The sequence below is a fragment of the uncultured Fretibacterium sp. genome, from assembly GCF_938040765.1.
Classification (GTDB): Bacteria; Synergistota; Synergistia; order Synergistales; family Aminobacteriaceae; genus CAJPSE01.
Window position 1 is genome coordinate 15,251 of the sequence record NZ_CALIAA010000068.1, and the last position, 13,455, is coordinate 28,705.

General features: G+C 66.8%; 7 protein-coding genes. 1 reads left to right on the top strand and 6 read right to left on the bottom strand.

The window, feature by feature from the left end:
* Positions 1-117: 117 nt before the first annotated feature.
* The 6 genes from Q0176_RS02635 to Q0176_RS02660 form a co-directional block, all read right to left on the bottom strand.
* A complete protein-coding gene (locus Q0176_RS02635) occupies positions 118-1,779 on the bottom strand; it encodes a phospholipid carrier-dependent glycosyltransferase (RefSeq protein ID WP_299298980.1) in 1,662 nt (553 codons plus the stop codon).
* Positions 1,776-2,789, bottom strand: coding sequence for a bifunctional UDP-4-keto-pentose/UDP-xylose synthase (locus tag Q0176_RS02640; RefSeq protein ID WP_299298982.1), 1,014 nt, complete (start codon positions 2,787-2,789; stop codon positions 1,776-1,778). Before Q0176_RS02640 ends, Q0176_RS02635 begins: the two co-directional genes overlap by 4 nt.
* A gap of 112 nt (positions 2,790-2,901) precedes the next feature.
* Positions 2,902-7,062: a DEAD/DEAH box helicase gene (locus Q0176_RS02645; protein WP_299298984.1), complete on the bottom strand. Its 4,161-nt coding sequence runs from the start codon at positions 7,060-7,062 to the stop codon at positions 2,902-2,904.
* Positions 7,063-7,262: 200 nt separating this feature from the next.
* Entirely contained in the window at positions 7,263-8,051 is a 789-nt protein-coding gene (locus Q0176_RS02650; protein WP_299298986.1) for an ABC transporter ATP-binding protein, read from the bottom strand.
* On the bottom strand, positions 8,048-9,061 hold the full coding sequence (locus Q0176_RS02655) for an iron ABC transporter permease (RefSeq protein ID WP_299298988.1): 1,014 nt from the start codon (positions 9,059-9,061) through the stop codon (positions 8,048-8,050). The genes Q0176_RS02650 and Q0176_RS02655 overlap by 4 nt, the downstream gene beginning before the upstream one ends.
* A complete protein-coding gene (locus Q0176_RS02660) occupies positions 9,058-10,131 on the bottom strand; it encodes an ABC transporter substrate-binding protein (RefSeq protein ID WP_299298990.1) in 1,074 nt (357 codons plus the stop codon). Before Q0176_RS02660 ends, Q0176_RS02655 begins: the two co-directional genes overlap by 4 nt.
* A 436-nt stretch (positions 10,132-10,567) precedes the next feature.
* Between Q0176_RS02660 and Q0176_RS02665 the strand changes: the two genes are divergently transcribed.
* Positions 10,568-13,066: an excinuclease ABC subunit UvrA gene (locus Q0176_RS02665; RefSeq protein ID WP_299298992.1), complete on the top strand. Its 2,499-nt coding sequence runs from the start codon at positions 10,568-10,570 to the stop codon at positions 13,064-13,066.
* Positions 13,067-13,455: the final 389 nt, after the last annotated feature.

Sequence of the window (13,455 nt, forward strand, 5' to 3'; positions counted from 1 at the left end):
TTCGAATTCCTGTTCAATAAGTCCGTGTTCAAGTCGAGATACCTCTGCAGTTCCCCGAAAGGCGTGCCGGGGGTCAATGGCCGAAAAGAGGGGGCCGGGGAAAAAGTCGATAAAAGGTCAATAGTTGGAGAAGAGGATGCCGCCCGGGGTCTCGCCCAGGCGCAGCGGCTCCCGGCCGAGGTCCGACGCCAGCCTCTCCTCGTGCTTCCGATCCGCCACCAGAAACACCCGGTCCGGGCCGTTCCACAGCCTCCGAAGCCCTCCGGCGTCGAGGAACCATTGGGGATCCTCCTGCGCGGCCCCGAACTCCAGCTCGTTCCGATCCTCCGCGACGACGATGCGGCGCTCCAGGTAGAAGGACAGCCCCTGCATCAGCGATCGGTAGGCGACGACCCGGTCCGTCCCGACGGCCCTCTCCCGGATCAGCTCCGCGACCTCCCGATGCGAGTTCAGCCGCGCCTTCGCCTCGAACCCCCGCGAGAAGGCGAAGGCGTTGAGCAGCGCCAGGACGCACAGGACCGCGGGCATCGGGGAGAACAGCCTCCGGCGGTGCAGGACCAGCGACGCGCCCCAGAAGAGCAGGAGGGAGGCCGAGGCGGGCAGCGTGTAGACGAACAGCTCCTTCGTCTCGGGCCGGGAGCTCAGGGCCGGATAGAGGATGCCGGCGGCCACCAGCGGCAGGAGGATGACCCCGTTCAGGGTCACGAAGCGGCGGGACATCGACGCGGCCCCGGCATGGCCCCGGCTTAGGACCTCGAGCGCCGTCCCGATCAGGATCGCCAGCGGCGGCATGCAGGGCGCGATGTAGGGGATCAGCTTGGAGCTCGAGAGCGAGAAGAAGAGGAACGGCGCTGTGAACCAGACCCCCAGGAAGAGCCCGGAGGAGCGGGAGAGCAGCCCCCACTTCCCGCGCGCGGCGTGCAGGGCCTCCAGCAGCATCCCCGTCCACGGGACGAGGGCGGCCAGGAGGACGGGGACGAAGAACCAGAACGGCTGGTGGCGGTCGTGCACACTGGTCAGGTACCGCAGCAGATGCTCCCGGACGAAGAAGAAGCCGAAGAAGTCGGGGTTGGCGCGGCAAACCGCCCAGAACCACGGCGCCGTGAGCGCGAAGTAGAGGGCGATCCCCAGGAGGGGAAATATCCTCGGCAGGTCCCGCCAGCGCCGGGCGAAGAGCAGGTGCAGGACGGCGATCCCGCCCGGCAGCACCACGCCGACCAGCCCCTTGGATAGGGTCGCCAGGGCCATCCCCGCGTAGAAGAGGAGCAGCCAGGGGCGCCCGCGGGGCCGTTCCCCGTCCGCGAGCCACATCCCGTAGCCGAACAGCGCCGCCGTGAAGAAGAACGACAGCGTCATGTCGATGATGTTGAGGCGGGACACGCCGAACCACAACAGGGTCCCCGCCAGGACCAGGGCGGAGTATCCCCCGGCCCGGGCGCTGCCCGTCATCCTCCGGGCGAGGAAAAACGTCAGCAGGCACCCGCCCAGCCCGCAGAGCGCCGGGACCAGCCGCGCGGCGAACTCGCTCTGCCCCAGGAGGGAAAAGGCTCCCGCGGTCAGCCAGTAGTGCAGCACGGGCTTCTCGAAGTACTTGGCGTAGTTGAGCCTGGGGGTCACGAAATCCCCGGACTCCAGCATCTCGCGCGGGATCTCCGAGTAGCGCCCCTCGTCGGGATCGATCAGGCCGTAGGAGCCCAGGTTCCAGAAGTACACGCACAATACCAGCAGCGCTATCGGGACCGAAAGGGCCCACAAGCGCCGCCCATCCGGAGCCGTCATCGTTCCTCGAAGCCCTCCAGGGTCCTGCGGACGGACTCCTTCAGGGAGACCCTGGGGGTCCACCCCAGCAGGTCCCGTATCTTGTCCACGCAAGGCACGCGGTTGCGCATGTCGTCGTACCCGTTGCGGTAGTAGCTCTCCGCCGGAACGGAGACGACCCGGACCCCGTCCGTCCGGCCCGCGAAGCGGGGCATCTCCCGCATCGTGCCGAGGATCGTCTCCGCCAGCTCGCGGATCGAGACGTTGTTGGACGGGTTGCCGATGTTGAAGATCTGCCCGTCGGCGCGCCCGCCCTCGTTGCGCAGGATGGCGGCGAGGGCGTCCGTCCCGTCGCCGATCCAGGTGAAGCTGCGGCGCTGCTCCCCCCCGCCGACGAGCGTCACCTCGCCACGGTACAGGATGTCGTGGACGATCTGCGTGATGGAGCGGGCCCGGCGCTCGCGCGCGTCCTCCAGGGTGTCCAGCCGGGGCCCGACCCAGTTGAACGGGCGGAATATCGTGTAGCGCAGCCCCCGCTCCTGCCCGTAGGCCGCAATGACGCGGTCGAGCATCTGCTTGCCGCAGCTGTAGATCCAGCGCATCCTGCCGATGGGCCCCACGATCAGGGGGCTCTCGTCCTCCAGAAGCAGGTTGTCGCTGGACAGCCCGTAGACCTCGGAGGTCGAGGGGAAGACCACGCGCTTGCCGTGCTTCACGCAGAGCCGGACGATCTTGAGGTTCTGCTCGAAGTCCAGCTCGAAGGTCCAGAGCGGGTGGCTGAGGTAGTAGGCGGGCTTCGCCACCCCCGCGAACGGCAGGACGACGTCGCAGGCCGCCACCTGCTCCTCCAGCCACGCGTCATCCTCGAAGATGTCGCCCCGGCGGAACGAAAACCGCTCCCGCCCGGAGAAGCACTCCAGGTTATCTCCCTTTATGTCGAACGCGACGACCTCGTCGTCCGAGGCGTCCAGAATTTTTTCGGTCAGGTGGCTCCCGATGAAGCCGTTCGCCCCCAGCAAAAGTATCCGCATTACCGCTCAACCTCCAAAGCATTCGAGCCGGAACATTCGAGCGCCTGCGCCCGCGGCGCATTTTACGAGACATCATTATACAGCACGCCGGGCGCGGCATCCTTTTCCCTCCTCAGCGCGTCTCCCGGATCAGGGCCAGCATCTCCTCGGCCGACAGCCTGACCGCCGCGTCCGACTCCTCCAGCAGGCTCTCGGCCAGGTCCCGCTTCCAGGCGTGCAGGTCGACGATCCGTTCCTCGACGGTGTTCTTCGCCACGATGCGGTAGACCGTAACCGGCCGCTCCTGCCCGATGCGGTGCGCCCGGTCCGAGGCCTGCTCCTCCACCGCGGGGTTCCACCACGGGTCCATGTGGACGACGTAGTCCGCCGCCGTCAGGTTCAGGCCGGTCCCGCCCGCCTTGAGGCTGATCAGGAAACAGTCCCCCTCGCCGGCCTGAAACGCCGCGACGCGCCGACGCCTCTCGTCGGGCGGCGTCGCCCCGTCCAGGTACTGGTAGGGCACACCCTCCCGCTCCAGGCAGTCCCTCAGGATCGCGAGGTGCCCGACGAACTGGCTGAACACCAGCGCCTTGTGCCCGCCCGAGCGCAGCTCCGCGAGGATATCCAGAAACGCCTCCTGCTTGGCCGAGGGCAGACGCAGCCCCGGCTCCACCAGCGAGGCGTTGCAGCAGGCCCGGCGCAGCTTCATCAGCTCCGCGAATATCCGGAGCCGGCGGTCCTCGGCCGCGCCCCCGTCCGCAAACGTGTCCACGGCCGCCCGGCGCAGGGCCTCGTAGAAGGCGAACTCCTCCTCCCGCATCTCCACCCTCAGGGTGATCTCCGTCTTGGAGGGCAGCTCCTCCAGGACCTGCTCCTTGGTCCGGCGCAGGATGAAGGGCTGGATCATCCTCCTGAGGCGCTGACGGGCCCCGCGGTCCCCGTCTCGCTCGATGGGCGTCGCGAAGCGGCGGTTGAAGCTTTCGAACGAGCCCAGGTAGTGCGGGTTCAGGAATCGGAAGAGGCTCCACAGCTCGCTCAGGCGATTCTCCACGGGGGTGCCCGTCGTCGCCATCCGGAAGGCCGCGTTCAGCTTCATCACCGCTCCGGACCGCTTCGTCCCCATGTTCTTGATCGCCTGCGCCTCGTCCAGGACGACGGTGCTCCACCGCACCTCCGCGAAGCGCTCCACCTCGTTCTGGAGGATGCCGTAGCTCGTGACGACGAGGTCCATCGGGCCCAGCTCCGCGAGCATCCGCTCCCGGTCGCCGTGGCGCAGCTCCAGGACGTTCAGGGTCGGGGCGAAGCGCGCGGACTCCGCCAGCCAGTTGGCGCAGACCGACGTGGGGGCGACCACCAGGGCGGGCCCCTCTGCCCCCCGGGCTACCAGCAGGGCCAGCGTCTGGATCGTCTTGCCCAGGCCCATGTCGTCCGCCAGGCAGGCGCCGGCCCCCCAGTGGGCCAGGCGCGAGAGCCACGCGAACCCCTCCGCCTGATACTCCCGGAGCTCCCCCCGGAAGGTGGGGGGCAGGACCGGGACGATGCGCTCCGCCTCCGCGACGCGGTCGAGCAGCGCCCGCCATTCGGGCCCCGCATCGACGCGGCCGGCCCCCTCGACGAGCTCCGCGGCCAGTCCTGCGGCCAGCGGCGCGACGCGGATCTCCTCCCCCCTCGCGTCGCCGAGCGATCCCAGGGCCTCCAGCCTGCGGCGGAACTCCCGCGTCAGGGCGAGGAACTCCCCATCGCCCAGCGGTATGAAGCGCCCGAGCCCGGACTTCATCCGCTCCAGGAGGGCCCTCATGTTCAGCACCAGGTCCTCCCGGACGCGGAGCTCCCCCGAGACCCCGAACCAGTCCCCGGCCTCGCGCACGGAGACGTTCAGGCTCCCATCCGAGACGACGGCGGCGACCCTCATGCTCTGGCCCTTGGGCCACTCCACCGTCACGGCGTCCCCCATCTCCCCGAGCTGCACCAGGAACTCCAGGGCCAGCTCGGCGTCCGGCAGCCGCCACTTCTCGTCCGCCGCCTGCTCCCCCTCCGCCAGGGCGGGGCACCGCTCCCGCAACAGCCGCAGCCCCTCCCGCTCCTCCCCCAGGTCGCGCTGCGCCTGCACGCGCCGTCCGTCCTGGGAACCGAAGAGGTTGGCCCCTCCGCGGCCCGGCCGGCATGGAGCGCTCCCGGGCCCCAGGGGGCGCACGACGGCGTCCACGTCCAGACCGTCCTGCGCGGGCTGAATTTGAACGCAGAGCCTGCCGTCGGCCTTCACCGTCTGGGCATCCGTCTCCAGCCCCTCGAGATCGGAGTGGATCGTCACGACGGAGGCCAGGCTGCCCAGGGTCCTCAGCAGCGCGTCCCGGGCCGTTTTGGGGAGCTTCAGCCCGGATCGGCCCACGATCTGCGCCATGCGGAGGTGCCGGTCCTCGAAGCGCGTCGCCCGCAGCCGGTTGGGCCCGTCCGGGGAGAAGGCGAAGGACGTCGGCGCGTCCGGGTCGGGGAAGGGCGCGACCCTCAGCTCGTACCCCTCCCCGGCGTCCCGTACCGAGAGGCGCGGCTCGTCCTGGAACACCTCGACCCGCTCCCCCGTGCCCGCGCGGACCAGGAGCGGGTGTCCTGCCAGGGCGAAGACCGCCTGGGGCACGTCCAGGAAGTATTCCGTGCCGTAGAAGTCGCGCGACTCGCGGATCGCCGACGCGACGCGGTGGTCCTGATCCGTCAGGCTCAGGACCGTGTCCGCCTTGCGGTAAAGGCGCCTCAGGGCGACGTGCCGGCCCTTGCTCCAGCCCCTCTTCTGGAGCGTCTGCTCCACGGGCGTCACGGTCAGGGCACGGACCCTGCCCTTGGAGACGTTCCAGTCGATCTCCCAGACCAGGCGCTTGTTCGAGCCCGTCCGGGCACGCTCCGGTGAGCCGCCGATCCCCTGCAGCTCGGAGAGGGAGCGCTCCCATTCGTCCTTCTTCCCCAGAAGCGCCCCCAGCGGATGGGGCAGTCCGGGCCGTTCGCCCTTCCCTCCATAGATCTCCAGCAGCTCCCGCCTGAAGTAGTCCAGGCCCAGGTCGCCCAGGAGGCCGGCCACCGTCCCCGCGGTCTCGGCCAGAGCGCGGTCCTCCTCCACGGGAAGGGTCCAGTGGGAGAAGAGCAGGGCGAAGAACGAGATCGGGCTCCAGTCATGCCTCGGGTCCTCGATATACGGCGTGTCCAGGAGAGAGTTCTCGTACTCTTCGGTCCCCTCCCTGCCGAAGGACAGGGCCTTCCACAGCAGGGACAGGATCACCTCCGGGTAGCCTTCGGACCATTCGTAGGCCTTTCTGATATAGGCGGCGACCTTTTTCCGCCCCTCTCCCGCCTTGAAGAGGAGCACCGGATAGAGGATGGACGGCCAGGACACGAAGGCGGCCGAACGCTTGCCCGTGAGCCCGCGGAGCACCTTCAGGCCGGCCTCGTAGATCGCGGTCGCCTCCGCCTCGTCGCCGCGCTCGGTGAAGGCGATGAAAGCCCTGAGGGCGTAGGCATCGGGATCCTCCTGACCCGAGAGCTCGGCCCGGGCCTCCTCCGCCCTCCCGTGCATGAACAGGCGCTCGGCAAAGCGGAACCTCATCCTTGGGGGGATCTCCCTCCCCCGGCAGTAGGCGAAGAAGGCGTCCGCCACCCTGCGGTAGACCTCCGGTTCCCCCATCGTATTGCGGAGGAGCCCGAAAAACACGTGCTCGCCGACCGAGGGCTTCAGCCCCATCAGGAAGTCCACGTCCAGCGGGTTCGCCGCGATGTCCGTCAGAGGGTCGTAGGGATGGTCCGGCCCGTAGCAATCCCCCATGAACCCGTATTTTCGACTCGTGAGACCTCGGTAGCGTTCGACGTCGCCCTCGTAGATGGCGTTCCGGCAGGACCGATAAACGCGGGACAGGGAGGGCATGTAGAAATGGCCGGCCTCCTCGCGGGAGAAGCCCATCGTCTCGTCGATGGCCCGGTCGAAGGCCCGGAACTCCCCGAGGGCCAGGGCCTCCCGGGCGAGGGGCTCGGCCAGCAGGCGGTCGAGGTACCAGTACACCGTGTTCCGAACCGGCACGGTACCGGTCAGCCCCGCGTCCCTCCAACGCTCCAGGAAGGGGAGGATGGAGACTTTGACGCCCCATTGAATCCCCAGAGGCGTATGAATGGCGGACGCGTTGAGGCACTTCATCAGATTGCTCACGGCGGTGGGAACGTAGAGCACGGCCAGGAAGCGGCAGAGCCTCCGTTCCAGGTCGGGGAGGGCCCTGTAGGCCGCCAGCAGCCGGGAGCGTCTTTCCTCGTCGAACACGCGCAACACCCTTTATCTTTAAATTTGTCTGGAAGAACTCGCGGCGCCTCCGCCGCCCTCGGCCTTTTATTATAGAGGATAGCGTGCCGGCCGTGAAAAGCGGATATCGGCGGATATGAAAGGCCCATCCGCCTCGAGGCGGATGGGCTCGATGGAGAAGGGATTGGGCTTTCGGCCGGAGTTTTTTGCGTGGAACAGGGTCAGGGCCGGGCGTCCGGGTTCGAGGCGAGGCAGGCCATCCTGCCGACCTCCTTCACGTAGACCATCCTGACGTCCGTGCGGTAGACCTCGCTCAGCAGGTCCTCCCGCAGGATCTCGTCCGTGCCGCCCACCCTCAGGGCGCCGGAACGGTCGAGCAGGGCCACCGTGTCGTTCAGCATGATTGCGTGGTCCGGCGTGTGCGTGGTCATGATGACCGCGTATCCCTCCGAGGCGAGCCTCCGGATCATCCCGATGACGCGCATCTGGTTCCCGAAGTCGAGCGCGGAGGTCGGCTCGTCCATCATGACGACGCGGGGGCTCTGGACCATGACCCGGGCAATGGAGGCCTGCTGCCGTTCCCCTCCGCTGATCTCCGTGCAGGGGCTGCCGGAGAGGTGTGCGATGCCCATGGCCTCGATGGTGGCGTCGGCCATCTCGTAATCCCGCCTGCCCGGCTTCGCCAGAACCCCGATGTACGAGGCCCTCCCCATCACCACGAAGTCGCGCACGGTGTAGCCGTACACGAACGCCTGGTTCTGCGGGACGTAGCCCACGATCTTTGCGATGTCCCGGGCACGCAGCGCCCTTTGGGACCTGCCGTCCAGAAAAATCTCCCCCGTCCGCGGCCTCAGCAGGCCCGCAAGGCAGTTGAGGAGCGTCGATTTCCCGGACCCGTTGGGGCCGATGACGGACAGGACCTGCCCCTGACGAAGGGAGAACGAGACGTCGTGAAAGACCTCGCGCCGGCCGTAGGCGAACGATGCTTCCCGGACCTCCAGCACGCTCATTTCACGCTCCGCCTCTGCCGGTACAGCATGGTGATGAAGATGGGGGCTCCGACGAACCCCGTGAGGATGCTCAGGGGGATCTCCACCCCCGCGAGGGAGCGCGCGGCGGTATCGACGATGACCAGGAAAAGGGCCCCCATGAGGGCCGCGATCGGCGTCAGCCTCACGCTGTCGGGACCGGCAACGAGCCTTCCGAAGTAGGGGATCACCAGTCCGACCCAGGCGATGGTCCCCGACAGGCAGACCGCGCAGCTCGTCAGCATCGTGGCGCAGGCCACGGTGACCCCGCGCACCGCCGCGACGTTGACGCCCAGGGAGCGGGCCTCGCCGTCGCCCAGCGAGAGCAGGTTGAACTGCCAGCGCATGGCGAACAGCACCGCCATGGCGACGGCCATGCCCGGAAGGACCGGAAGGAGCTTCTGAAAGGTCATGTCGGAAAGGCTTCCCAGCTCCCAGTAGGTTATCGAGGGAAGCTGCGTCTCCGTGTCCATGGCGTACTTCAGCATCCCGAGCACGGAGCGCATGACGCCGGAAACGATCACCCCGGACAGGACCAGGATGGCGCTCGAATCGCTCCTGAAGAAGCGCGTGATGAGGGTCGCGACGACCACGGACAGAATGCCGCCGCACAGGGCCGAGGCCTGCACGAAGAACGACCCCGCCCCGAGGAGGATGGCGGCGGCGGCCCCGACGCAGGAGCCCTGGAAGACCCCGAGCAGTTCGGGGGCCGCGAGCTGATTCTTGAAGATGCTCTGATAGGTTGCCCCGGAGACCGCGAGGCAGCTCCCGACGAGGAGGGCCGCCGCGAGGCGGGGCAGGCGGATCAGAAGGACCACCTTCTCGACGGTCGGGCCCCAGGTGGGCTCCATCGGAACCCACCTGGAGACGATCACCCGGAACACGTCCCGGACGCTGACGACATAGCGCCCGGCGCAGAGGGCCCCCACCCCCGCCGCCGCGGTGAGCACCGCGAGAATCGCGAGGGCCGGAACCTTTTTGTTCCGCGTCATCGAGGGTCGAGTCCCGCGAGCATCCGCCGTGCCTCGTCCTCCGTCATGTCGTAGTCGTAGAAAGTCTTGTAGAACTTTCGGACCTCCGCGTTCATATCGATGTCCTTGAATTTGTCGGGGTGCAGCAGCTGGGCGACCCAGAGGACCTGCAGGGCCTCCTCGCAGCTGTAGCGGCTCCAGAGGAAGGTCCCCACCGGGTTGGGATAGATCCTGCCCTCCCGGACGGCCCGGAGCGCCGACCACTCGGGGGCCTTGCGGAGCTGCTCGATGATGGGTCCGGCCTTGCGGGTTGCGACGATGATGACGTCGGGATCGGCGTTCAGGAGCTCCTCCATCGTGACGGAACCCTGGTTCTTGTCCGTGATGTGGGCGATGGCGTTGATGCCCCCCGCCGCCTCGATCCACTCGGTGCAGATGCTGACCCTGCCGTCGGTCTCGAGGGGGTTCGAGCCGCGGATCTGATAGACCTTCGGCCGGTCCGAGTCCTTCAGGCCGGCGAGCCGTTCCCCGATCAGCTCGAGGTTCCCGTCGAAGTAGCGGATGAACGCCTCCGCCCTCTCCTCCGCGCCGCCGCCCAGGGTCCGGGCCGTGACGCGCACGGTCTCCTTGAGCCCCTCGAAGTCGCGGAAGGTCACCAGGACCGTCGTGACGCCGGCATTGCGCAGCACCTCGGCATCCTTGGCACTGGAGGTGATGACCACGTCGGCGTTCGCCTTCAGCACCTCCTCGGTGTTGAAGTTCCCGGAGCCCGAGGATATCGCGTAGGGCTTGATCTCCCCGATCCTGGGATAGACTTGGGCGAACCACGGCAGCTCCTTGATGATCGACGTCGTCCCGACGAGCTTGTCCGCCCCGCCCAGGAGGAGGACCACCTGGTTGTTGGCGTGCCACAGGTCGATCACGGTCTTGACGTCCTTGGGCAGGACGACCTCGGTTCCCCCCATATCCACGATGCGGCGCGTCTCCTCGGCCGCGTCCAGCGGCGAGACGCCCAAAAACGCCAGGAATATCCCGAGAATCAACGCGGAGGAAAACAACCGGACTTGCTTCACCTCGAACACCTCTTTCATTCGCTATAAACCCCATTCGATATGAACTCCGCCTCTGCGGCGCCTGCCGCTCCCCGCCCCGATCCCGCGGCGGCAATCGGCGAACCGCCCGTTCGCGGAGACGCCCCCTCTCGGGGCCGCCCCTATTGTAACCGTATTCTTTCAAAAAATCATTCGCTTCGGAAAAATATCGATTCGCTCCATGAGGCCTCCCTGATGAAGCCCCTCGCGTCGGGTTTTGCTGCGGAAGTTGAGTTGTCAATGCGGGTTTCCTATAATTGGAGCAGGCCTCGCGAACCTCCCGGCAACCGGCGGCTCGATCCCTGGTGAGAAAATCTGTGGGTACTCCAGCCGGCCAGGCGTTCGTAAGGGGTTTCGGACCTCTCTGCATCACGATGTCCAGGGGGGCAGGAAAGGCCAGGATTTTTCGTCGGCGGGGAGACGAGGATGAAAGAGGATGACTGCCATGAGAGACGACAGGGGGGCGCCCCAAAAAATCCAGGTCCGCGGCGCGCGGGTGCACAACCTGAAGAACATCGACGTGGATGTTCCGCTGAATAAAATCGTAGGGATAGCCGGGGTTTCGGGGTCCGGCAAGTCCTCTCTGGCCCTCGGCGTCCTGTACGCGGAGGGCTCCCGGCGCTATCTGGACGCCCTGTCCGCCTACACGAGGAGGAGGATGACGCAGGCGGCAAAGGCGGACGTGGACGAGGTCCTTTACGTCCCGGCGTCCCTGGCCCTGCATCAAAGGCCGGGCGTCCCCGGCATCCGTTCCACCTTCGGCACGGGGACGGAGCTGCTGAACGGCATCCGCCTGATGTTTTCCCGCCTTGCGAACCACGTGTGTCCCAACGGCCACCGCCTGGAGCCGACCCTGGCCGTCGCGGCGGAGCGGGAACTGACGTGCCCGACTTGCGGCGAGCGTTTTTACGCGCCCTCGGCCGAGGAGCTGGCCTTCAACAGCCAGGGGGCCTGCAGGAACTGCGGCGGAACGGGGACGGTGCGGACCGTCGACGAATCCACCCTTGTCCCCGACGAATCCCTGACCATCGACGAGGGCGCGGTGGCTCCCTGGAACAGCCTGATGTGGTCTCTCATGACGGACGTCTGCCGGGCGATGGGCGTGAGGACGGACGTGCCCTTCAGGGACCTGACGGACGGGGAGAAGGACATCGTCTACCATGGCCCCGCCGAGAAAAAGCATATCCTGTACAAGGCGAAGAGCTCCAACGTGGCGGGGGAGATGGACTTCACCTACTACAACGCCGTCTATACCGTCGAAAATGCGCTCGCGAAGGTGAAGGACGAAAAGGGCATGAAGCGGGTGGAGAAGTTTTTGAAGGAGGCTGTCTGCCCCGAGTGCGGCGGAACGCGCCTGTCGGAGGCCGCGAGGGCGCCGAGGGTGCGCGGCGTCTCCCTCGACGGAGTCTGCCGGCTGCCCCTGTCGGAGCTCGTCGAATGGGTGAACGGCGTCCCCGGCTCGTTGCCGGAGGAGATGCGGCCCATGGCGGACAGCATCTGCGAGTCGTTCCACACCGTGGCGAGGCGCTTGAGGGACCTGGGGCTCTCCTACCTGTCCCTCGACCGGGCGGCCTCCACGCTCTCCACGGGGGAGCGCCAGAGGATGCAGCTTGCCCGCGCGGTGCGGAACAGGACGACGGGCGTGCTGTACGTCCTCGACGAGCCGTCCGTCGGGCTGCACCCGTCGAACATCGTGGGCCTGAACGGCGTCATGCACGACCTGGTGGCGGACGGCAACTCCGTCCTGCTCGTCGATCACGATACGCAGATCCTGAGGGAGGCGGACTGGCTGATCGAGATGGGGCCGCAGGCGGGCGCCGACGGCGGACGGGTGATCGCGGAGGGGACGATCGACGACATCGTGGGGAACGAAAACTCGCAGATCGGCCCTTTTCTGTCGGGGGCGGCCGGTCTCGGGGAGGACCGCACCGATGGCCGGACGTTCGAGGAGGGGCGGATACGCCTCTCCACCGCGCGGATACACACCGTAAAGCCGCTCGAGGTCGAACTGCCCAGGGGAAGGCTGACGGTCGTGACGGGCGTCTCCGGCTCCGGCAAGACGACGATGGTGCTTGAGAGCCTCGTCCCGGCGCTGGAGGCGGCGACGCAGGGGAGGAGGCTGCCGGAGCACGTGCTTGCGGTCGACGCCCCGGGGATCGGCCGCGTCAAGCTGATCGATGCTGCGCCCATAGGGATCAACATCCGCTCCACCGTTGCGACCTACGCCAATCTCCACGACGAGCTCCGCAGGATATACGCCCGAACGGAGGATGCGAGGCGGCGCGGCTTCAAGGCCGGAGATTTTTCCTACAACACCGGGGACCTGCGCTGTCCCGTGTGCGACGGCACAGGATCGATCAGCCTCGACGTGCAGTTTCTGCCGGACGTGGACATTCCCTGCCCGGACTGCCGGGGATCGCGGTACGCGAGGGCGGCCTACGGCGTGAGGCACACGAACCGGGCGGGCGAGGCCCGTTCTCTGCCGGAACTTATGGACATGGATGTGAATGCCGCCCTGGATTTCTGCCGGGATATGAAAAACGTCTTTCCGAAGCTGAGGGTGCTGCAAAGCCTGGGCCTCGGGTATTTGACGCTTGGCGAGGAGACGCCCGGCCTCTCCGGCGGAGAGGCCCAGAGGCTGAAGCTGGCGGGCGAGATGGGCAGGGCGCAGTCCGACTCCCTGTTCGTCTTCGACGAGCCCACGATCGGGCTGCATCCCCTGGACGTCCGGACGCTGCTCGGCGTGTTCCGGGCGCTCATGGACAACGGGGCGACGGTCGTCGTCATCGAACACGATCTGGACGTTATCCGCAGCGCGGACTACATCGTCGACATGGGGCCCGGCGGGGGGGAGGACGGCGGCAGAATCGTGGCCCGCGGAACGCCTCGCGAGATCAAGGACTGCGGGGCAAGCATAACCGGAAGGTTCCTGTGAGAAAAACGGGGCTCCGACCCGCAGGAACCCGAGTATCTGCATAGAGCGCATATAAGATAGGGGTCCTCCAGTTGGGGACCACTATGATACATATTGCTTGAGTTTACGATTGAGCCCCAAACTCCGACTAGCTACCTCTATAGAGTGGCCAAGAGACTTTACTTTGCACAATATGGGAATAACCCCCTCACCCTTTTCTGAAATTTATAGATTGTCAAGCCAGATGCAACAGCCCAAATTCACAGGTTGCTACAGTTTCAAGAGGAATTGAGCGCATGATTGTATAAGCCAGGCTGACTTTGATTTTGCACCCGCTAGGCGCGGCAAAAAACGTGTGAGGCCTTTCTTTGCCGCACGCTGAAAATTTTGGGCGCCCCTGCCGGATTGAC